Origin of the sequence: Corallococcus exercitus (assembly GCF_042231735.1) — a bacterium.
Classification (GTDB): Bacteria; Myxococcota; Myxococcia; order Myxococcales; family Myxococcaceae; genus Corallococcus; species Corallococcus exercitus_B.
The window spans coordinates 7,239,244-7,259,449 of the sequence record NZ_CP102577.1 but is presented as its reverse complement, the minus strand read 5'-3'; the positions used below and the strand labels follow the sequence as shown (position 1 = coordinate 7,259,449).

17 protein-coding genes are annotated in these 20,206 nt (G+C 72.8%); 13 read left to right on the top strand and 4 right to left on the bottom strand.

Going from position 1 to position 20,206, the window contains the following annotated elements; all coding sequences use genetic code 11:
• Positions 1-166: 166 nt before the first annotated feature.
• The 7 genes from NR792_RS29145 (at position 167) to NR792_RS29115 (ending at position 8,326) form a co-directional block, all read left to right on the top strand.
• Positions 167-1,447, top strand: coding sequence for a WD40/YVTN/BNR-like repeat-containing protein (locus NR792_RS29145; protein ID WP_375755972.1), 1,281 nt, complete (start codon positions 167-169; stop codon positions 1,445-1,447).
• On the top strand, positions 1,444-2,088 hold the full coding sequence (locus tag NR792_RS29140) for a hypothetical protein (protein WP_375755971.1): 645 nt from the start codon (positions 1,444-1,446) through the stop codon (positions 2,086-2,088). Before NR792_RS29145 ends, NR792_RS29140 begins: the two co-directional genes overlap by 4 nt.
• Entirely contained in the window at positions 2,085-3,326 is a 1,242-nt protein-coding gene (locus NR792_RS29135) for a hypothetical protein (RefSeq protein WP_375755970.1), read from the top strand. Before NR792_RS29140 ends, NR792_RS29135 begins: the two co-directional genes overlap by 4 nt.
• Complete coding sequence (locus tag NR792_RS29130; protein WP_375755969.1) at positions 3,323-4,042, top strand: c-type cytochrome; 720 nt, start codon at positions 3,323-3,325, stop codon at positions 4,040-4,042. Before NR792_RS29135 ends, NR792_RS29130 begins: the two co-directional genes overlap by 4 nt.
• A gap of 158 nt (positions 4,043-4,200) precedes the next feature.
• The gene (locus NR792_RS29125) at positions 4,201-6,609 is read left to right on the top strand and encodes a PAS domain S-box protein (protein WP_375755968.1); all 2,409 of its coding nucleotides are present in this window, start codon (positions 4,201-4,203) and stop codon (positions 6,607-6,609) included.
• 414 nt (positions 6,610-7,023) lie between these two features.
• Positions 7,024-7,803: a hypothetical protein gene (locus NR792_RS29120; protein WP_375755967.1), complete on the top strand. Its 780-nt coding sequence runs from the start codon at positions 7,024-7,026 to the stop codon at positions 7,801-7,803.
• A gap of 118 nt (positions 7,804-7,921) precedes the next feature.
• Entirely contained in the window at positions 7,922-8,326 is a 405-nt protein-coding gene (locus tag NR792_RS29115) for a DUF2203 domain-containing protein (RefSeq protein ID WP_375755966.1), read from the top strand.
• A 9-nt stretch (positions 8,327-8,335) separates the two neighbouring features.
• Here NR792_RS29115 and NR792_RS29110 read toward each other — a convergent pair whose 3' ends face one another.
• Positions 8,336-8,941 (bottom strand): hypothetical protein, encoded by a 606-nt coding sequence (locus NR792_RS29110; protein ID WP_375755965.1) that lies wholly within the window; start codon positions 8,939-8,941, stop codon positions 8,336-8,338.
• A 159-nt stretch (positions 8,942-9,100) separates the two neighbouring features.
• On the opposite strand from NR792_RS29110, the gene NR792_RS29105 reads away from it, so the two are divergent.
• Positions 9,101-10,027: an NmrA/HSCARG family protein gene (locus NR792_RS29105; protein ID WP_375755964.1), complete on the top strand. Its 927-nt coding sequence runs from the start codon at positions 9,101-9,103 to the stop codon at positions 10,025-10,027.
• 97 nt (positions 10,028-10,124) lie between these two features.
• Positions 10,125-10,841 carry a hypothetical protein gene (locus tag NR792_RS29100; protein WP_375755963.1) on the top strand — a complete coding sequence of 239 codons (717 nt, stop codon included), beginning with the start codon at positions 10,125-10,127 and terminating at the stop codon, positions 10,839-10,841.
• On the opposite strand, the gene NR792_RS29095 is transcribed toward NR792_RS29100, so the two are convergent.
• Positions 10,842-11,141, bottom strand: a complete 300-nt coding sequence (locus NR792_RS29095) for a hypothetical protein (RefSeq protein ID WP_375755962.1) — start codon at positions 11,139-11,141, stop codon at positions 10,842-10,844.
• Positions 11,142-11,290: 149 nt separating this feature from the next.
• On the opposite strand from NR792_RS29095, the gene NR792_RS29090 reads away from it, so the two are divergent.
• The 3 genes from NR792_RS29090 (at position 11,291) to NR792_RS29080 (ending at position 15,192) form a co-directional block, all read left to right on the top strand.
• Positions 11,291-12,829, top strand: a complete 1,539-nt coding sequence (locus tag NR792_RS29090) for an FAD-binding oxidoreductase (protein WP_375755961.1) — start codon at positions 11,291-11,293, stop codon at positions 12,827-12,829.
• 143 nt (positions 12,830-12,972) lie between these two features.
• Complete coding sequence (locus NR792_RS29085) at positions 12,973-13,890, top strand: hypothetical protein (RefSeq protein ID WP_375755960.1); 918 nt, start codon at positions 12,973-12,975, stop codon at positions 13,888-13,890.
• Between the two features lie 114 nt (positions 13,891-14,004).
• The gene (locus NR792_RS29080; RefSeq protein WP_375755959.1) at positions 14,005-15,192 is read left to right on the top strand and encodes a tetratricopeptide repeat protein; all 1,188 of its coding nucleotides are present in this window, start codon (positions 14,005-14,007) and stop codon (positions 15,190-15,192) included.
• Positions 15,193-15,224: 32 nt separating this feature from the next.
• Here the strand turns inward: NR792_RS29080 and NR792_RS29075 are convergent, their stop codons facing one another.
• Positions 15,225-16,187 (bottom strand): ornithine cyclodeaminase family protein, encoded by a 963-nt coding sequence (locus tag NR792_RS29075; RefSeq protein ID WP_375755958.1) that lies wholly within the window; start codon positions 16,185-16,187, stop codon positions 15,225-15,227.
• A gap of 267 nt (positions 16,188-16,454) precedes the next feature.
• Between NR792_RS29075 and NR792_RS29070 the strand changes: the two genes are divergently transcribed.
• Complete coding sequence (locus NR792_RS29070) at positions 16,455-18,485, top strand: ATP-binding protein (RefSeq protein WP_375755957.1); 2,031 nt, start codon at positions 16,455-16,457, stop codon at positions 18,483-18,485.
• Positions 18,486-18,500: 15 nt separating this feature from the next.
• Here the strand turns inward: NR792_RS29070 and NR792_RS29065 are convergent, their stop codons facing one another.
• A complete protein-coding gene (locus NR792_RS29065; protein ID WP_375755956.1) occupies positions 18,501-20,129 on the bottom strand; it encodes a Sapep family Mn(2+)-dependent dipeptidase in 1,629 nt (542 codons plus the stop codon).
• Positions 20,130-20,206 lie beyond the last annotated feature (77 nt).

The following is a 20,206-nucleotide window of genomic DNA, read 5'->3' as shown; positions in this document are numbered from 1 at the left end:
CGCGAATGGGAGGGATGAGACCTGAGAGGTTGCCTCCCCGCTGAGCAGGGGCCACACGCGCCGCTATGCAGGCGCGGGCCGGGCGTTATCGTGGTGGGCCATGGGCCCTGCCCCGGAGCGCCGGATGCGAATGCCACGAATCACGGGGGGTTGGAGGGGGGCGGCGGTGGCCGGCCTCCTGGGGTCCGGTGCGGCCTGGGCGCACGCGGGCCTGCCGGAGACGTCCAACGTCACGCTGCGCAAGGGCCACCCCGAGGACTACTTCGTCGGTGCCACGTTCGGCGCGGTCATCTCGCGCGACAGTGGGCGGACGTGGCGCTGGGTGTGTCCGGATGCCATGGGCTATGGCGGCTGGCGCCCGGAGTCCTTCGTCTGGCGCGAAACCGGAGAGCTGCTGGCGGCCACCGGCAACGCGCTGCTGTCCTCGAAGGACGGCGCGTGTTCGTGGGCGTCGCACCCGGCGTTCAAGGACACCTGGGTGACGGGGCTCGCCGTGCACCCCACGGATGACGCGGTGCTGTACCTGGCCACGGGCCGCTCCACGTCGGCGACGAACGGGGTGTTCCGCTCGGAGGACGGCGGGGAGACGTGGCGGGCGCTTCCGCTCCAGCGCGCGGGCGTCCTCTTCTCCTCCCTGCGCGTGTCCACCGCGGATCCGCGCACGCTCTACGTGTCCGCGTCGGACACGGCGCGCATGTACCTGTTCCGCAGCGACGACGCGGGCGAGACGTGGGAGGAGCTGCCCCAGACGTTCCCGGACCTGGTGCGCCCGTTCGACTTCGTGGTGACGGCCACGGACCCGACGGAGGCGCACGGCGTCTGGGCGCGCGTGTCCGCGCAGGGCGCCACGCACATCCTCCACAGCACGGACGGAGGACGCACCTTCACCGCGCGCTCGGGCGCGGGCATCGACGACGTCTTCGTCAACATGGACGTCTCCGCCGACGGTGGCACCGCGTGGGTGTCCACGTACAACTCCTTCTTCCGCAGCCAGGAGGGCGGCGCCTTCTCCAAGCTGGAGCTGCCCACCGGCAACGCGTGCGTGACGCGCGTGGGGGACGTCCTCTACGGCTGCGGCTCGCCGTGGCTCCATGACTGGTCGCTGGCGCGCAGCCGTGACGAGGGCACCACCTGGGAGCCCCTCTTCAGCCTGGAGCAGATTCAAGGCAGCCATCAGTGTCCGGCGGGCACGCCCGTGCGGGAGCTGTGTCCGTCGCGCTGGCCGCAGGTCGCGGAGACGATTGGCGCGCCGCTCTATCCGGACGGCGTGCCGGACGCGGGCGTGCCGGATGCCGGGACGCCGCCCCCCGAGGACGCGGGCACGCCCACCGGCCCGAAGCCGAAGCCGTCCTCCGGCTGCGCCGCCGCGCCCGCGGGCACGCTCCTTCCCCTGTTCCTCCTTCCCCTGTTGCGTCGCGGCCGGCGGCGCGAGGACCCATGCCCATGAAGCCGCTGAAGACGTCCCTGACCTGGAGCATCGCCGCCGTCGCGCTGCTCACCCTGAGCGCCTGCGACGGCGACGGCGACACCGAAGCCACGGCCTGCGACGAGCCGCTGTACGCGGGCGGCGCCACGGACGAGGCCTGGCGCACGCTGGTGGATGCCCGGAACCAGCCCCAGGACAGCTCGCGCGCGGTGACGCTCGTGTCACCCGAGCCCGGGCAGGTGTACCTCGCGGACCAGGCCGCGCCGCTGTGGCAGTGGACGTCCCCGCTGCGCGCGTCGCTGCAGCGGCCCGGCCGCACGGCGCCCTCGCTGGAGGGCCACCCGCGCGAGTCGAAGCGCTCGGTGCTCGCGTGGCTGGGGAACCTGGTGCTGCCCACCGCCGAGGCCCACCTGCCGCCGTACACGGGCGACCTGTACTGGGTGAAGGTCTTCGTGCAGGGACGCGAGTGTCCCATCGCGCAGGTGTTGACGTCCGAGTTGCAGTGGCAGCTGGATGACGGCTCCTGGCAGTCGCTGAGGGACGCGGCGGGCAAGGCGCTGTCGGTGCAGGTGGAGAGCGCGTACCTGGTGCAGAACCGCATCACGGAGGGGCCCTACACGCTGGGGACGGCGGTGCCCTTCACGGTGGGGCCCGTCAAGTGAGGCTCGGAGTCTGGCTTTGCGCGCTGGCGCTGGCCGCGTGCAGCGACGACGCACTCCGGGCGGAGGGCCCGCTGGAGGTGCCCGCGCTGACGTACGCGGACTCAAACCCGTGGACGCGGGGAGGCTCGGCGGTGCCGCCTCCGGGTCCTTCCGGGCGGCTGCTCGTCACCAACAGCCTGGATGACTCCGTGAGCCTGCTGGAGCTGGACGGGCTGGGCACGCCGGGCTGGGGCGAGCTGGCGCGCGTGCCGGTGGGGCTCAACCCGGTGGAGCTGGAGGGGCCGCACCACACGGCGGTGTCGCCCGCGGGGGACTTCTATTACGTCGGCATCTCCAACTACGTGCCCGGCGGCGGCTCCGGTCCGCACGGCGCGCACGGCACGGGCACGGCGGACGGCTACTGCCTGAAGCTGAGCGCGAAGGACAACCGGCTGGTGGCGTCCGCGCGCGTGGACCGCAACCCCGGGGACGTCATCGTCAGCGCGGATGGGCGCACGCTGTACCAGACGCACTTCGACCTCCTGCGCATCGCGGACGTGGCGCGGCAGGGCGGGCCGGAGGAGGACATGGTCTCGCGCATGGCCATCCTCGACGCGGAGACGATGGCGGTGAAGGCGCGGGTGAAGGTGTGCCCCGCGCCGCACGCGGTGCGCCTGTCCGCGGACGAGCGCACGGCGTACGTGGCCTGCTGGTCGGACGAGGTCGCGGTGGTGGACCTGGCGGCGGAGGGCATGCCGGTGACGCGCGTGAAGGTGGCGTCAGGCGCCGGCACGGCGACGAACCCGCGCCACCAGCCGTACGCGCTGACGGTGTCGCCCACGACGGGAGACGTGTGGGTCAGCTCGCTGGCGAGCAGGCAGGTGCAGGTGCTGGAGCCCGGAACGCGCACGATGAACCCGGAGCGCACGGTGTTCCTGCGCGGCGCGCCCATGTTCGGCGCGTTCACGCGGGACGGGCGCACGCTGTACCTGCCCTATCAGCAGGAGGACGCGGTGGCGGTCATCGACGCGGCGACGTCCTCGGTGCTGCGCACGGTGCCGCTGTCACAGGCGGGCTGTCTCAACGTGCACCAGTTCATGCTGACGCCGGACGAGCGCCACGGGCTGGTGGTCTGCGAGGGGGACCACATCGGTCCGGGCACGTTGCACGCGGTGGACCTGGCGGAGGGCACGGTGGTGTCCACGGTGAAGGTGGGCCTCTTCCCGGACTCCGTGAGCCTGCTGCGGGGGCAGCCATGAGGGGCCTGCGTGGGGGTGTGGCGGCGCTGCTCGTGGGCGTGCTGGCCGGGTGCGGCGGCGAGGACGAGCCACGGGCCGCGGCGGACTTCGGCGAGGCGCTGTTCCAGGACGCGCGGCTGTCGGAGAGCACGTTCAACCGCTTCTCGTGCGCGACGTGCCACGTGACGACGCCGGAGGCGCCGGCGGGGCGCATCGACTCCGGCCATTCGCTCTACAACGTGGCGGCGAGGCCCAGCTGGTGGGGCGGCTACGAGACGCACCTGCTGGACGCGGTGAACTTCTGCTACGTGAACTTCATGCGCGGGGTGACGAAGCTGGAGGCGGAGGATCCGCGCTCCCGCGCGCTGTATGAGTACCTGTCACGCATCAGCCCGGACGCGCAGGCGCCCGCGCTGCCGTTCACGGTGGTGAAGGACATCCAGGACGTGCCCCGGGGGGACCTCGCGCGAGGAGAAGCGGTGTACCGGGCGGCGTGCCAGAACTGCCACGGCGCGACGCACACGAGCGAGGGACGGCTGACGGAGCTGGCGTCGCTGCTGCCGGAGGTGACGCAGGACTACGACCGGCTCTTCCCGGGCATCCCGCACGCGCAGGTCGTCATCGAGAAGGTGCGGCACGGGCAGTTCTTCGGCGTGGGAGGCAACATGCCGCCCTACAGCACGGAGGCCCTGTCCGACGCGGACCTGGGCGCGCTGCTCACGTACCTGGGGCTGTAAGCCGCCGGCTGCTTCACCCTGGCAGGTGGACAGGCAAGGAGGGAGGCGCCGGGCTTCCCGCCCCTGCCCATGCATGCCGGGCCGCCTCACCTCTAAAGCCACTCATGACTTCGTCGGGTTCACAGGAGCGGGGCCCTTCCGCGGAGGGGCGCACGCCCATGAGGGGCAGGTCTCCCTCGTCCCTGGCGGAGTTGCTGGACACCGACCGCGACGCGCTCGTCGAGGAGTGGGTCGCACGGGTGGCTCCCCTCTTCGCCACCCTGCGCCTGTCACGCGAGCAGATCATCGATGCCCTGCCCGCCTTCCTCGACGAGCTGCACGCCGCGCTCGTGCACGCGGAGGAGGAGCCTGACAGCGCCCCGCTCCAGCACAGCGAGGCCGCCGGGGCCCATGGCCGTCAGCGCCTGCGCCTGGGCGCCGACGTGACCCTGGTCGCGCGCGAATATGCCCTCCTGCATGACTGCATCCTGGCGCGGGCCGAGCGCGCGGACCTGGACGTGCCGCTGTCGCAACTGCGCGTGCTCGGCACCTCCATCGACGAGGCGCTGGCCCTGGCCGCGATCCCCTTCGCGTTCGACAGCGCCGAGCGCCACCACGCGGAGGCCGAGGAGCGCGAGCGCTTCTTCCAGCTGTCCCCGGACATGTTCTGCATCGCGGGCATGGACGGGTACTTCAAGCGCGTGAACACGTACTTCGCCCACGTGCTGGGATGGAACGAGGCGGAGCTCTGCCAGCAGCCGTTCATGGAGTTCGTCCACCCCGACGACCGGGAGGCCACCCGCGCGGAGATGCGCAAGCTGTCCAACGGCATCCCCACCCTGCGCTTCGAGAACCGCTTCCGCGCGCGAGACGGCCGCTACCGGTGGCTCGCGTGGGCCTCGCGCCCCGTGCCCGAGCTGGGGCTCATCTACGCCGCCGCGCGCGACATCACCGAACAGAAGGCCATCGCCCAGGAGCGCGAGCGCCTGCTGGAGGCCGTGCGCGACAGCGAGGCCCGCTTCCGCACCATGGCGGACCATGCCCCCGTCATGCTCTGGGTGACGGACATGCAGGGCGCCACGACCTACATGAACCGGGGCTGGTATGCCTTCACCGGCCAGACGGAGGCCACCGGCCTGGGCTTCGGCTGGCTCGACGCCATCCACCCCGACGACCTGGAGCGCACACGGCGGACCTTCGTGGATTCGAGCCTCGACCGGCGGCCCTTCCGGCTGGACTACCGGCTGCACTGCGTGGACGGCCAGTACCGCTGGGCGGTGGACACCGGCTCGCCCCGCTTCGACACGGAGGGGCAGTTCCTGGGCTACATCGGCAGCGTCATCGACATCAGCGACCGCAAGCAGGCGGAGATGGAGCGCGAGGCCCTGCTCTCCCGCGAGAGCGCCGCGCGCAAGGAGGCGGAAGAGGCCAACCAGCTCAAGGACGAGTTCCTCGCCACCGTCAGCCATGAGCTGCGCACGCCGCTCACGGCCATCCTCGGCTGGGTGCAGCTCTTGCGCACCGGCCACCTGCCCGAGTCCCGCCGCGAGCGCGCGCTGGAAACCATGGAGCGCAACGCGCGCGCGCAGGGACAGCTCATCGAGGACCTGCTCGACGTCAGCCGCATCGTGTCCGGCAAGCTCAAGCTGGACGTGGTGCCGGTGGACCTGTCCGCGGTGGTGCAGCAGGCGCTCGAGTCCGTGCGGCCCGCGGCGGACGCACGCGGCATCCAGGTGCAGGCCACGGTGGACACCTCCAGCAGCGTCATGGGCGACACGTACCGGCTCCAGCAGGTGGTGTGGAACCTGGTGTCCAACGCGGTGAAGTTCACGCCCCGGGGCGGCCACGTGCGGCTGGTGGTGGCGCGGCGGGACTCCTCGGTGGAGCTCACCGTGGAGGACACCGGCCAGGGCATCCCCGCGACCTTCCTCCCCCACGTCTTCGAGCGCTTCCGCCAGGCCGACAGCGGCACCACGCGCAAGACGGGCGGGCTGGGGCTGGGGCTGTCCATCGTGCGGCACATCGTGGAGATGCACGGTGGCACCGTCTCCGCCGCCAGCGAGGGTGAGGGCCGGGGCGCGACCTTCACCGTGCGCCTGCCTCTGTCCGTCACGCAGCGGCGCGACCCCGCCATGCCTCCGTCGCCCCGGCCTCCGGCGCTCGGCCGGGCGCCCACGCCCCCTCCGGAGCTGGGCGGCGTGCGGGTGCTGGTGGTGGACGACGAGGAGGACGCGCGCGAGCTGTTGCGCACGCTCCTGGAGGACAGTGGGGCCCACGTGGCGACCGCGGGCTCCGCGGCGGAGGGGCTCCAGGTGCTCCAGGCGGAGCATCCGGACGTGCTCGTCTCCGACATCGGCATGCCGGGCACGGACGGCTATGGGTTCATCGAGCAGGTGCGCGCGCTGCCCGATGCAAAGGGAGGCCGAACCCCGGCGGTGGCCATCACCGCCTACGCCCGCTCCGAGGACCGCACCCGCGTGCTGCGCGCCGGCTTCCAGAGCCACGTGCCCAAGCCCGTGGAGCCAGGGGAGCTGCTCGCCGTGCTCGCGTCGCTCGCGGGCCGGTACCAGACGCTCCCGAAGGCATGACGGCCAACCGTAGCCCGCGACGCTGACAAACCCGCCCCAGCGCCCCGGAAACCCACGCGGCCCCCTCCCGCCCGAAGCGGTTTGCCCAAACCTGTCCGACTGTCGGACAGGTTTCCGCGGCCCGGAGGAACGGAGGGTCCCCCGGCCACGGTCCTCCCAAACCTGTCCGACTGTCGGACAGGTTTCCGCGGTGCCCCGCCACTGGGGGAGCCCCCCTCGGGGTTCCCACCTGCGCAACCATGAGGGCGGCCCCATGTCCGAGGGTTTCGCGGCCGGCGGACGCGTCCCGCCCTCAACGCCGATCAGCCCACGTGCCACGTAGGACGCCGGACATGGCGGTCCGCATCCTCCTGGCCAGCGGGCGGGGGCAGGGCTTACCTTCCCTGCATGCGTCCGCCGCCCGGACAACTGGCGATGTTCGACGCCCCGGCGTCCGGGCGTGACCCGGCGCGCTCGCGGCTGCCCTCGCGTGAGGACGCGCTGCCCCGGGCCGCGGACCTCGCCCGGCGGGTGTCCGCCCTCCTGGGCCTTCCCGTCCACCTGCGCCTCACCGACAACCGCGCCACCCTGGTGAGCTACCGCCGCCTCCCCGACGGCGTGCGCCTGCGCCTGCACCACCTCTTCCTGGACGCACCGGACCCCGTGGTGCGCGCCCTGGCCCTCTACGTGGCCGGCGACACCGCCGCCCGCGAGGTGCTGGAGGCCTTCAGCCACGCCCACCAGGGCCGGGTGCGCCGTGAACGCAAGCCCGGTGCCCCCCTGCGCACGCGCGGCCGCTGCTTCGACCTCAAGGCCGTCCACGCCCGGCTCGACGCGGCGTACTTCGACGGGCGCGTGCAAGGCGTGGAGGTGGGCTGGGCCCGCCGCCCTCCCCGCCGCACCCGCCGCACCATCCACCTGGGCGGCTATGACGCGCGCCTGCGCGAGGTGCGCGTCCACCCCGCGCTGGACCGGCCCACCGTGCCCGCCTTCGTCGTGGACTTCATCGTCTTCCACGCCCTGCTGCACGCGGACCTCGCCACCGCCCCCACCGGCCAGGACGACGGCCCCGACCTCCACGAGGCCCACGACGCCGCCGGCCGCTGCGCCGCGGAACACACCCCCGCCTTCCTCGCCCGCGAGGCCGCCTTCCCCCTGCGCGAAGCCGCCTGGCGCTGGCTCCTGGAAAACCTGTCATCACTGCGACGCGGGTGACCGGCCGTCTCCTCGGCTGACTTGTTCCAGACATGTCGACACCGCCGTGTCACACCCACCCTCCCCCACCGGGAAGGTGGTGGTCAGCGGGGGGCGCGCACTGCATGCTGTCCCCTCGATGCGCTTTTTCAGCGTGGAAGAGGCCAGCCGGCTGGTGCCGTTGCTGACGAAGACCTTCGGGCGCGTGCGCCCCTGGGTGGAGCGCGTGCAGAAGCTGGCGGAGGTGCTGGACGGCCCCGAAGCCCCGCCCGACACCGCCGAGGTGCGCACCTGGCGCGAGGAGCGCGAGCAGCTGCTGGAGCGCATCCGCGGCGAGCTGGGCCCGCTCCAGGAGATGGGCCTGGAGATCAAGGGCGCGGACGGCCTGGTGGACTTCCACGCGCGGCGCGGCGAGGAGCCCGTCTACCTCTGCTGGCGCTACGGCGAGAACGCCGTGGCGCACTGGCACGACCTGAAGGCGGGCTTCTCCGGACGCCTCCCCATCGACAGCCCGGACGACTTCGAGCCCACCTACCTCAGCTGACGCAAGGGCTCACTTCCCCAGGCTCTGGTGCAGCAGGCCCAGCTTGTTGCGCGCGGACAGCAGCTGCTGACGCAGCGACTCCGCCTGCCGGCCGATGTCCGCGAACCTCGCCTCCTCCGCCGCGGTGGACAGCGCCGCCGCCTCGTCCGCCACCTCCGCCATGCGCGCCTGCAGCGACGTGAAGACCTCCGTGAGCCGCGCGTCCTCCTCCGCCGTGCGCGTCTCCTGCTGGCGCAGCGCCGCGAACTCCTGCATGCGCCCGTTGAGGTCCGCCGCGCTCTGCCCCAGCGCCCCGTAGCGCGTGAGCAGGTCCTTGAACACCTCCGTGCGCTGCTGCAGCTCCTGCGCGCGCACGTTGACCGCGTCCGCCTGCGCCTGCTGCCGGTTGCGCACCCCGGTGATGGCCTGCACCAGCGCGCCCACGCGCAGGCGCAAGGCGTCGTCCAGGTCCGCCAGGTCCTTGAGCGTCTTCGACGCGCGCTCCAGCTGCTTCTCCGACGTCAGGGGGGCTTCCCGCAGCTGCTCCGACAGGGCCTCGAAACGCAGCAGCTCGGAGTCGAGCGCCTGGGCGGCGGAGACCAGCTCGGACGGCGGGGGGGTGTCGCGCTTGCTCATGGGGCCAGGAGGATGCCATGCCCCCTGCCCCTCCCCGACGGTTGCCTGCCTGCCTCGGGAGCCTGTGCTCGGGGGCGGACAGTGCGGCGTCAGGGCCTCGCCAATACACAGGGGCGTCTCCAGTTTTCCGTGACACGTCGCGTCCGGAGGTCTGAACCCATGCCTGTGGATTTCTCCATCACCGTGCTCGTCACTGGCGCCACCGGCCAGCAGGGCGGTGCCGTCCTCCGCAAGCTCGCCGACCGGGGCCATCACGTGGTCGCGCTGGTGCGGGACGTGGACGCCCCCGCCGCCCGCGCCCTGCGCAGGCCCGGCGTGACGCTGGCCCTGGGCGACTTCGACGACCCCGTCTCCCTGGAGGGCGCCATGCGCGGGGTGGACGCCGTCTACGCCATGGCCACGCCCTTCGGCTCGGGCGGCGTGGACGCGGAGGTCCAGCACGGCAAGAACCTGGCGGACGCGGCGAAGCGCTCCAACGTGCGGCACTTCGTCTATTCCTCGGTGGCGGGCGCGTCGGAGCTCACCGGCATCCCGCACTTCGACAGCAAGCACGCGGTGGAGCTGTACCTGCGCCGGCGGGACATGCCCTTCACCATCCTGGCCCCCACCTTCTTCATGGAGAACCTCCTGCACCCGCCCACGCGCGACATGCTGGCGGCCGGGAAGCTGTCGCTCGGGCTGCCCGCCACGCACGGCCTGCAGATGGTGGCGGTGGACGACCTGGCCGGCTTCGCGCTGCACGTGCTGGGGGACCCGGAGCGCTTCATCGGCGAGCGCATCGAGGTCGCGTCCGACGAGGTCACCGGCCAGCAGGCCGCCGCGCTGCTCTCCATGGTGAGCGGCCACCGCATCAACTACGAGCAGATTCCCCTGGAGCAGCTCCAGCAGCAGAGCGAGGACCTGGCCGCCATGTTCGAGTGGCTGGACCGCGTGGGCTACCACGCGGACATCCTCACCCTGCGCAACAGCTACCCGCGCGTGGGCTGGCAGACCTTCGAGACCTGGGCGCGCCACCAGGAATGGGAGTTCGTCAAGGCGCCCTCCTGGCCCGCCACCGCCGCGGAGCCGGTGACGCCCCAGCCCTGAGCGGGCCCCCCCGGCCGCCCACCCTCCGGGTTGGAGCACGGGGCCTGTCGTCCCCTGAACGTCGCGCGCCCTACCTTGAAACAAGAGGAGGCATGCGATGCGTGGAGCACTGGGACTGGGGGCCCTGGGGTTGATGCTGATGGCGGGCTGCGCGGCGGAGACGAAGCTGCGCCCCACGCCGGAGGCGGGAATCCTCCAGGACGGCAAGAGCAGCGCCATCACGGAGAAGGAGGGCGTGCGGCTGACGGCGGACGGCTCGGCGTGGAAGGGCTCCCCGTCCGACCTGGAGCGCCGCGTCACCCCCGTCTACGTCCGCCTGGAGAACCAGGGGACCCGCGCGCTGCGGATCCAATACCCGGACTTCGCGCTGGTGGGCCAGGAGTCCCGCTTCCGCTACAGCGCCCTGTCCCCGCTGTCGCTCCGGCAGGCCACGTCCTCGAACGATTCGCGGGCGCCCGCGCGCTACAGCCCGGCGATGTCGTCCGGGGGCCGGCTGTGGGTGGGCGGAGGCTACGCCTACAGGCCGTGGGGCTGGGGACCGGGGTGGTACGGCGGCCCCTGGGGCAGCCCCTTCTACTCCCCCTACTACTACGCCCCTCCGTACTACGAGGAGCCGCTGCCCACCGAGGACATGCTCAACAACGCGCTGCCGGAAGGCACGCTGGAGCCCGGCGGCACGCAGGAGGGCTTCCTGTACTTCCAGGGCGTGGCCCGCCGCGAGGACGCGGTGACGCTCCAGGTGAAGCTGGTGGACGCGCGGACGGGGGAGCCGTTCGGTTCGCTCGGCATCCCCTTCCAGGTGAGCACGAAGTAGCTAGTGCAGGAGCGTGCTGGGCGGCGCGTAGGGAGAGCGCCCGCCGTCGTGCGCCAGGTCGAGCAGCGGCGCGTCCTCCGGCTGCCCCAGCGCGAGCCGCACGTCCGCGCCCCGCAGGGGCAGCCCCAGCAGCGGCCCCACCAGGAACAGGTCCAGCGCGCCGGCGAGCAGCGGCGCCAGGCCCGCCAGCGCCACCACCGCGCCCCGGGGCGTGCCGGTGCCCAGTCCGCCCAGGACCATGCCCGTGCCCGCCAGAATCCGAAGCCACCGTCCGTTGCGTGACACGATGAAGCCGACCATGAACACCTCCCCACGCCGAAGATGAACACGCGGCAGGGGGCGACCACGGCCGGTGTCCACCCGGCGACCTTCACCGCCCGGGGCCCGTCCGCCCGCTCGCCGCCCGGGTGGCCAGCGAGGGGGCGCCCGCGCGGGCATACTGCGGCGCCGTGAGCGAACCGGAAGTGAAGGCGTCGGTGCCTCCTGGCGTGCGAGCGGCCCTGGCCGCGTGGCGGGAGGCCGTGGGCGAGGCGCACGTCGTCGTGGACCCCGAGGCGCTGGAGGCCGCCCAGACGGCCACCTTCGCCACCACCCAGCGCATCCCCGCCATCGTGCGGCCCGCGGACACCGCCCAGGTGCAGGCGTGCCTGCGCATCGCGGCCGCGCACCACGTGCCGGTGTACCCGGTGAGCGCCGGCCGCAACTGGGGCTACGGCTCGCGCGTGCCTCCGGGTGACGGCAGCGTGCTGCTGGACCTGGGGCGCATGAACCGCATCGTCGCGCACGACGAGCAGCTCGCGTACCTCACCGTGGAGCCGGGCGTGACGTTCCGCCAGGCCGCCGCGTACCTGCGCGAGCGCCAGTCCTCCAACTTCATCACCACCATCGGCGGCTCGCCGGACGCGAGCCTGGTGGGCAACGCGCTGGAGCGCGGCGACGGGCGCGGCCCGAACGCGGACATCTTCCAGCACGTCTGCGCGCTGGAGGTCGTCCTGCCCACGGGCGAGCGCATCGAGACGGGCCACGCGCGCTTCCCCGGCTCGCGCGCCGCGCCCGTCTTCCGCTGGGGCCTGGGCCCGGTGCTGGACGGCCTGTTCAGCCAGTCGTCCCTGGGCGTGGTGACGCGGATGACGTTCTGGCTTTCGCGCAAGCAGCCCTGGCTGCGCGAGTTCGTCTGCGCCGTGAACGACGACGCACAGCTCTGGGACATGGTGGACCGGCTCCAGGCGCTGGCCATGGACGGCACGCTCAAGGGCAGCTTCTTCTTCTGGAACGACATCAAGGCCTTCAGCGTCACCCAGCAGTACCCGTACGCCGCCGTGGGCCGCACGCCGCTGCCGGACTGGGCCCGCGAGAAGTTCCGCGAGGGCTTCGGCCGCTGGGCCATCAGCGGCACCCTCACCGCCCCGGACGCGGAGTTCGGCGCGCTGCTGGAGAAGCGGCTCGCGCGGGCCGTGGAGGGCGCCTTCCGCCCGCTGTCCTTCGGGCCGGAGGTGCTGGACGGCGACGGCGGCTTCCAGGGCGTGCCCTCCGAGGCGAACCTCGCCATGACCTACTGGCGCAAGCGCACCCCCCAGCCGGAGGACCCGAACCCGGACCGGGACCGCTGCGGCTTCATCTGGTGCTGCGTCGCCGTCCCCTTCACCGGACAGGAGGCGAAGCGCGCCACGGAAGTCGCCGACCGCGTCCCCCGCCTCTTCGGCTTCGAGCCCAACCTGGCCCTCCTCGCCTTCTCTCCGCGCTGCCTCTACCTCATCACCGCGCTCGCCTATGACCGCGACGCGAAGGGCGAGGACGCCCGCGCCCAGGCCTGCTACCGCGCCCTCACCCGCGAGCTGGCGGACGCCGGGTACCACCTGACTCGAGCCGGACTCCAGGCACAGGGCGCCACACCGCCCGTGCGGGACGACTCCGCGGAGGTGCGCCGGCGGCTGAAGGCGGCGTTGGACCCCGAGGGAATCCTGGCCCCCGGCAGATCCGAGCCCTGAGGGCGCGGCCCGGGGGCTCGCCCTGGGGGGCTCGGCGGATCAGCGAAGAAAAAGAGGAGCGGAAACTTTCTGGGGGTGCGACCGATAACCCCTCAAGTCACAAGCTTCCCCCCTCGCGCCTCGCGCCGCCGGAGCCCGCTTCCATGTCCATCGAGACCAACCGCTACCGCCCCGTGTTCCGGAACACCACCACGACGCCTCCGGCGAACGGGACGCAGGTACGCCGGGAGGTCCAGGCCCACACGGAGAACCGGGCCCAGGGCGAGGCGACCATCAACCTGAACCGCGGCGTGCAGGGCAACCGCGTCTCCACCAGCAACCAGGCCAACCCGAACACCACGGCGGACATCCAGCGGCAGCTGGAGACCAGCCGCTTCGAGCAGACGGTGGCCCAGGGCGAGTGGAACAAGAGCTGGACCGCGGCCTCCGGCTCCCACACCTCCGGTGACGTGAACGGCACCTTCCACAACACCGTGGAAGGCCAGGTGCTGACGGCGGACGTGGCCGCGCAGGGCAACGTCTCCATCGACCCGCTGCACGGCAAGATTGGCGCGGAGGGCTCCGTGGACGTGCGCGCCGACCTGGTGCGCGGCTCCGTGGAAGGCCACGCGGACAGCGCGCTGGGCCGCTCCGAGTGGGGCGCGGAGGGCAACGTGGGCGCCGAGGCGACCGCCACGGGCCAGGTGGTGCTGGACCCGCTGCACGGCCAGGCCGCCGCCTCCGTGCACGGTGAGGCCTTCGCCGGCGCCCGCGCCAGCGCGGAGGTCAGCCAGGAGATTGGACCCGCGACGGTCACGGCCGGCGCGGAGGCCTTCGCCGGCATCGGCGTGGAGTTCGAGGCCAACGTCGGCCTGAAGGACGGCAAGCTGTCCGCCAACTTCGACGTGGGCGCGGCGCTGGGCATCGGCGCCAGCCTGGAGTTCGGCTTCTCCGTGGACGTGGGCAAGATTGGCGACGCGGCGAAGAACGTCGTCGAGGGCGTGGGCAACGCGGTGCAGAACGTCGGCGAGGGCATCAAGAACGTCGGCGAGGGCATCAAGAACGTGCTGAGCCACTGGTAGTCCGAAGCGGCCTTCGCACCCGAAGCTCTCTCCAGGGCCTCGTCCATCCGGGCGAGGCCCTTCCTTTTTCCCCGTTGCTCGACAGCCCCCGCCCCCTGGGGGACACTTTCCATCATGAACTCTCTGGAAACCCTTCTCGCGCAGGGCCAGGTGGCCCAGGCCAGGGCAGAAGCCGAGAAGCTCCTCGCGAAGAACCCCCACCACCGCGACGCGCTGGTGGTGATGGCCAAGCTGGCGCTCGTGGAGAACAAGGTCCCCCAGGCCGAAGCGCTGCTCGCCAAGGCGGAGGGACAGGGCGCCACGGGGGAGACCGGCCTCGTGCGCGCGAACATCGCCGCGCAGAAGGGCCAGCTCGACGCCGCCCTCAAGGCCTACCAGGGCGTGCTCGCGCTGGAGCCCCACCGCGCCGAGGCTCACTTCGGCAAGGGCATGATGCTGATCAAGCAGGACAAGGCGCCCCAGGCGCTGGAGGCCCTGTCCCAGGCCGCGAAGCTCGCGCCCCAGAACCCGGTGTTCCGCTACCGCCTGGGCCAGGTGCAGCTGGAGGCGGGCAAGACGGACGCGGGCCTGGCCACGCTGCGCGAGGTCCTCACGCTGGCGCCGCGCTTCGTGCCCGCGTACCTGAGCCTGTCGCACGCGCTGTCCTCCCAGGAGAAGCTGGTGGAGGCGCGCAAGGTGCTGGAGCAGGGCCTCAAGGCGGTGCCCAACCAGCCGCGCCTGCTCGCGTCCGTGACGGTGCTGTCCATGGCGCTGCGCGACCTGCGCACGTCCTACCAGGCGGCCTCCGCGCTCGCGGCCCAGCGCCCCAAGGACGCGGACGCCCAGGCGAACCTCGCGCAGCTGATGCTGGCGCGCGGCCAGATTGAGCAGGCCCGGCACCTGTGCCAGACCATGGCGTCGCTGGGTGTCGCCAGCGAGTCGCTGAAGATGGCGGAGGCCACCTGCTTCGAGGCGCAGGAGCCGCCCGCGTACGACAAGGCCATCACCGCGTACGAGCAGGGCATGGGCCTGGCGCCGGACGGCTGGCGCGCGGCGAACAACCTGGGCCAGCTGCTGCTGCGCGTCCCCGCGGAGCCGGCGAACGCGAACCTGCCGCGCGCGGTGACGGTGCTGGAGGAGGCGGTGCGCCGCGCCCCGGACCGCCCGGAGCCGCTGCTCAACCTGGCGCTCGCGCAGGCGCGCCTGGGCCAGGAGCAGAAGGCGAAGGAGCTGGTGCAGAAGGTGCTCGCCATGCCGCTGGCGGAGGACACCGACCTGCACGAGGAGGCCGTGCGCCTCTCGCAGGCGCTCGCCAGGGCCTGAGGCCGTCCCCCGGACGGAAAGGCCCGCGCGCGCTACGCGTTGAAGTCGAGCGTGGGCACGTCCTCGTCGCCGGACGCCGCCTGGTACACGTGCCAGGCGGTGGCCAGGTCCTGGAAGGGCAGGCCCACCCCGGCGAACACCGTCACCTGCTCCGGGGACGTGCGCCCGGGCTTGAGGCCCGCGAGGACCTCGCCCAGCTCCGCGTGGATGGCGGCCTCCGTGAGCCCCACCGCGCCCGCGGCGCCGGTGGACACGGTGAGCGCGCGGTGGTCGCAGACGAACAGCGCCTGCTCCAGCAGGTCCTGGGACAGCTCCGCCTTGCCTGGCTCGTCCGCGCCCAGCGCGGTGATGTGCGTGCCCGGCCGCACCATGCCCGCGTGCAGGAAGGGCTGGTGGCTCCACGTCGCCGTCACCACGATGTCCGCGTCCGCCACCGCCTCCGCCACGGACGTCTCCACGCGCACGGGCAGGTTCAGCTCCTGGTACATGCGCTGCGCGTAGGCGTTCGCGTGCGCGATGTTGGTGTCGTAGACGCGCACCTGGCTGAGCGTGCGCACCAGCCGCAGCTGCTTGAGCTGGAGCACGCCCTGGCGGCCGGCGCCAATCACCGCCACGCGCGTCGCGTCCGGCCGGGCCAGCACGTCCGCGGCCAGCGCGCCCACCACTCCGGTGCGCACGGCGGTGAGGTGGCCGGAGTCCATCACCGCGAGCAGCCCTCCGGTGACGAGGTCGTGCAGGTGCACCACGCCCTGGATGGCGGGCTTCTGCCCGGGGAACTTCGCGTGCACCTTCACCGTGTACGCGGGGATGCCGGGCACGCAGCCGGGGAAGAGCACCAGCGCGGTGCCCTCCGCGTGCAGCGGCGCGCGCACGCGCTGCGGGGCCACCGTGCGGGCGAGGACGTCGGTGCGGAAGGCCTCGCGCAGGTCGTCCAGCAGGAGGAGCGCCTGGATGTTGCGGGCCACGGCGGAGCGGTTGAGCAGGAGGGTGCGCATGCTTTACCGGCCACCCTACCCGAGCGCCCGCATGCCCTGGAGCGGGATTGTCCCCCAGGGCGGCCGAGCGCACGAAGGTGAACGGCGCGCCGGGCGGTGCGTCCAAAGGCCGTGGCGGGACCCGCGGCCGAGGGCTCGCGGCGGAGGCCTCCGTCAGACGGGGGGCGAAGCGCGGCGGGGCCACCGTGCGCAGACTTCGCGCGAGGGGCGGCGCGGCCGGGCGATGGCCTGGGGAGACTGGCGATGCAGGAGCCGGATTCACACTCCGTGGACGAGCATGCGCGCGGCGAGCCCCGCCCTACGGCGGCGGAGTTCCTGCGCGCGAACCACGACAGACTGCTGGGTGACTGGCAGCAGGCGGTGCTGGAGCACCTGGGCGACAAGGTGCCCGCACGCCAGCCCTGGCTCATCGACCACCTGCCGGAGCTGCTCTCCACGCTGGCGGACGCGATGGAACAGGGGCCGCAGGCGCTGGATGAGCGGCTGGAGCGGGCGCACGCCGTGGCCCGCCTGGACGAGGGCTTCAACCTGGGCGAGGTGGCGCAGGAGTACGCGCTGCTGCGCCGCTGCATCCTCCACCGCCTGGAGGCGCAGGAGCATCGGCTGCGGACCGGCGACCTCACGCGGCTGGAGGAGACGCTCGACCGGGTGGTCACCCGGACGATGACGTTCTTCTGGGAGATGAAGCAGCGCATCCTCCAGACGCTGGACCGCATGTCCGAGGCCACGCTGGACGACCCGGACATGGAGACGCTCCTGGAGCGCCTGCTCACCCGGCTGATGGAGTCCGCGCTCACCGTGGACACGGCGGCGGTGATGATGCTGGAGGGCGACACGCTGGTGGTGCGCGCCGCCGTGGGCCTGAGGACCGACGAGGTGAAGGGCCTGCGCGTGCCGGTGGGGCAAGGCGTCAGCGGGCTGGCGGCGCTGGAGCGGCGGCCCTTCTTCGTCCGCTCGGCCTCCACCGACCCGCGCGTCCTCGTCGGACCGCTGCGCAGCGCGGGGCTGCGCGCGCTGTTCGGCCTGCCGCTCATGGACGGCGAGCGGCTCCTGGGCATGGCGTACATGGGCTCGCGCACGGCCTTCGCCTTCTCCGACGCGGACGTGATGCTCTTCCATGCCGTCGCGGAGCGGGCGTCCGGCCACATCGCCCAGACGGAGCTGCACGCGCGCGAACACGAGGCGCGCAAGGAGGCCGAGCGGTCGCTGGCGCTCCTGGACTCGCTGCTGGAGGCGGCGCCCGTGGGCATCGCGTTCCAGGACCACGACCTGCGCTACCTGCGCATCAACAGCACGCTCGCGCGCATCAACGGCCACTCCGTGGAGGAGCACCAGGGCCGCACGCTGCACGAGATGGTCCGCGGCGGCGTCGCGGTGCCCATCGAGCAGTCGCTGCGCCAGGTGCTGGAGACGGGGCAGCCGGTGCAGGACGCGCTCATCGAAGCGCCGAACCCCGCGCACGGCGGCCCGGGCGTCTGGCGCGCGGACTACTTCCCGGTGCGCACCCCGGACGGCGTGCTGCTGGGGGTGGGCGTCACGGTGGTGGACATCACCGACCACAAGCGCGCGGAGGCCGCGCTCCAGCAGGCCATCGACTTCCGCGAGGAGCTCATCGCCGTCCTGGGCCACGACCTGCGCAACCCCCTGCACGCGGTGAACGCGTCGGCCTTCATGCTGGGGAAGGACCCGGACCTGGACAGCCCCGCGCGCCGCTCCGTGGACCGCATCCGCAAGGCCACGGCGCGGATGACGCGGATGATCAACGACATCCTCGACTTCGCGCGCAGCCGCCTGGGCGGGGGCATCCCGGTGACGCGCCAGCGCGTGAACATGGTGGAGCTGTGCCAGGGCGTGCTGGACGAGTTGCAGGTGGTGTACCCGGAGCGGTCCCTCACGCTGGAGGTGCGCGGGGACGACCTGTGGGGGGAGTGGGACCCGGACCGGGTGACGCAGGTGCTGGGCAACCTGGTGGTGAACGCGCTGCAACACGCGAGGAACGACACGCCCGTCCGCACCACGCTCACCGGCGAGGTGACGGACGTGGTGATGCGGGTGTGCAACGAGGGCGACCCCATCCCGGAGGAGCTGCTGCCGCACCTGTTCGACCCGTTCAAGGGGTCGCGCGCGCCGGAGCAGGGCAACAAGCACCGCAGCCTGGGACTGGGGCTCTACATCGTGAGTGAGATCGTCCAGGTGCACCAGGGCAGCGTCCACGTGGAGAGCGGCTCCGGCCAGGGCACCACCTTCACCGTGCGCTGGCCCCGCGTGCCCCCGCCCCGGGGCTACCTGCCGCCATGACCTGGTGACCCGGCGTCACGGCGCGGCCTTCGCCTCGGACGCGGGCGCGATGGCGAGCGTGTGCACGGCCTCCGCGAGCATGCGCGTGCTCAGGTCCAGCGTCTCCAGCGCGATGGACTCGTCCGGGGCGTGGCCGGTGTAGGGCTCGTTGGGGAACGCGGGCCCGAAGTCCACGGCGCGGGGGAACAGCCGCGCGTAGGTGCCGCCCCGGATGGAGCCGGGCACCGCGTCCGGCGCCTTGCGCTGCCGCTGGTAGATGCCCAGCAGCGTCTTCACCAGCGGGCCGGACGTGTCCGCCACGTGCGGGTCGCCCAGGTAGCGGCCGGAGCCCTCCTTCACCTGGCCGCCGGAGTCCTCGCCCACGCGCTTCGCCGCGGCGTCCAGCGCGGCGTTGAAAGCGGCCGCGTCCTGGCCCTGCGGCCTGCGCATGTTGATGCCCAGGGACACGATTGCGTCCTTCACGCGCAGCACGGTGGGCGCCACGAGCAGCGGCCCCATCAGCGGGTCCTCGTACTTCAGGCCCAGCTTGTCGCCGTGGTGGTCGCCGTCGAAGCGCTTCGCCACCACGCGCAGGAGCGCCGCGATGCCGTTGTCCTCCAATGGCAGACGCGCGGCCACGGCGGACAAATCCCAGAGCGCGTTGTGCCCTTCATCCGCGGTGGACGAATGCACCGCCACGCCGTGGGTGGTGAGCACCACGGTGCCGCCCTCGCGCTTCGCCTCCGCCTTCAGGTCCTTGCGCGCGGGGGCTTCCTTCGCGATGGCGTCCTTCACCGCGGCGAGCACCGTCTCCGGCGTCTGGCCCTTCACGGGCGTGAGCTTCAGCGTGGCGGTGCCGGGCACCTGGGTGAGGAACTCGCCCGCGCTCACGTCGACGGCGCGCGCGACGGTGCCCTCCTTCGGCGTCGCGAGCGCGGTGCCCACGGGCGCCTCCAGCGTCCACGCGACGAAGCCGGACTGCGCGGCCATCACCGGGTAGCCGGAGTCCACGGAGATGACGTGCGTGGGCTTGGGCTGCGTGGCCGCGTACTTCTGCATGCCGGACCAGTCGCTCTCCTCGCCGTTGCCGATGATGACCAGCACCCTGCCCTGGGGCTTGAGGCCCAGGTCCTTCGCCATGGCCAGCGCGACGAGCCCGGAGGCGATGGGGCCCTTGTCGTCCTCCACGCCCCGGCCGTACAGGCGGCCCTTCTCCACCACCGGCTTGAAGGGCGCGCGCTTCCACTCATGGGCGGGCGCGGGCACGACGTCGCCGTGGAACACCAGCCCCAGCAGCGGCTCGCCCTCGCCCCAGGACAGCTCGAAGACGTCGTTCTGTCCCACGGTGCGGAAGCCGAAGCCGTGCGCCTTCGCCCAGGCCTCCAGCGCGCGGCCCATGGCGGCCACCTCCGGGTTCTTCGCGGCGGGGGCCTCGCTGCTCACCGTCTTGAAGCGGACGAGCGTCTGCGTGAGGGCCACCACGTCCTCCAGCGCACAGGCCTGCACATAGGCGGCGTAACGCTCCGCGGCGGAGGTGCCCTTCAGGGCAGAGTCGGAGAAGCGGGCAGCGCGGGCGGCGGGCTTGCCGGCGCAGCGGGGGTCCTTGGCGGCGAGGGCGGCGGCGGGCGCCAGGAGGCAGAGGGCGGCGAGGAGGCGGGTGCGCATGGGAGGCCTGGGGAACCGTCGGGCGGACGGGGCATTCCTGGTGGGACGGGGGGCGGGAGGGCGGCCGTGCGTCGGGC

Coding starts and splice junctions, on each gene's coding strand:
- NR792_RS29115 (WP_375755966.1), top strand. CDS start 7,922: ATGCGCTTTTTCAGCGTGGAAGAGGCCAGCCGGCTGGTGCCGTTGCTG.
- NR792_RS29130 (WP_375755969.1), top strand. CDS start 3,323: ATGAGGGGCCTGCGTGGGGGTGTGGCGGCGCTGCTCGTGGGCGTGCTG.
- NR792_RS29095 (WP_375755962.1), bottom strand. CDS start 11,141: ATGGTCGGCTTCATCGTGTCACGCAACGGACGGTGGCTTCGGATTCTG.
- NR792_RS29065 (WP_375755956.1), bottom strand. CDS start 20,129: ATGCGCACCCGCCTCCTCGCCGCCCTCTGCCTCCTGGCGCCCGCCGCC.
- NR792_RS29125 (WP_375755968.1), top strand. CDS start 4,201: ATGAGGGGCAGGTCTCCCTCGTCCCTGGCGGAGTTGCTGGACACCGAC.
- NR792_RS29120 (WP_375755967.1), top strand. CDS start 7,024: ATGTTCGACGCCCCGGCGTCCGGGCGTGACCCGGCGCGCTCGCGGCTG.
- NR792_RS29105 (WP_375755964.1), top strand. CDS start 9,101: ATGCCTGTGGATTTCTCCATCACCGTGCTCGTCACTGGCGCCACCGGC.
- NR792_RS29140 (WP_375755971.1), top strand. CDS start 1,444: ATGAAGCCGCTGAAGACGTCCCTGACCTGGAGCATCGCCGCCGTCGCG.
- NR792_RS29085 (WP_375755960.1), top strand. CDS start 12,973: ATGTCCATCGAGACCAACCGCTACCGCCCCGTGTTCCGGAACACCACC.
- NR792_RS29080 (WP_375755959.1), top strand. CDS start 14,005: ATGAACTCTCTGGAAACCCTTCTCGCGCAGGGCCAGGTGGCCCAGGCC.
- NR792_RS29075 (WP_375755958.1), bottom strand. CDS start 16,187: ATGCGCACCCTCCTGCTCAACCGCTCCGCCGTGGCCCGCAACATCCAG.
- NR792_RS29100 (WP_375755963.1), top strand. CDS start 10,125: ATGCGTGGAGCACTGGGACTGGGGGCCCTGGGGTTGATGCTGATGGCG.
- NR792_RS29110 (WP_375755965.1), bottom strand. CDS start 8,941: ATGAGCAAGCGCGACACCCCCCCGCCGTCCGAGCTGGTCTCCGCCGCC.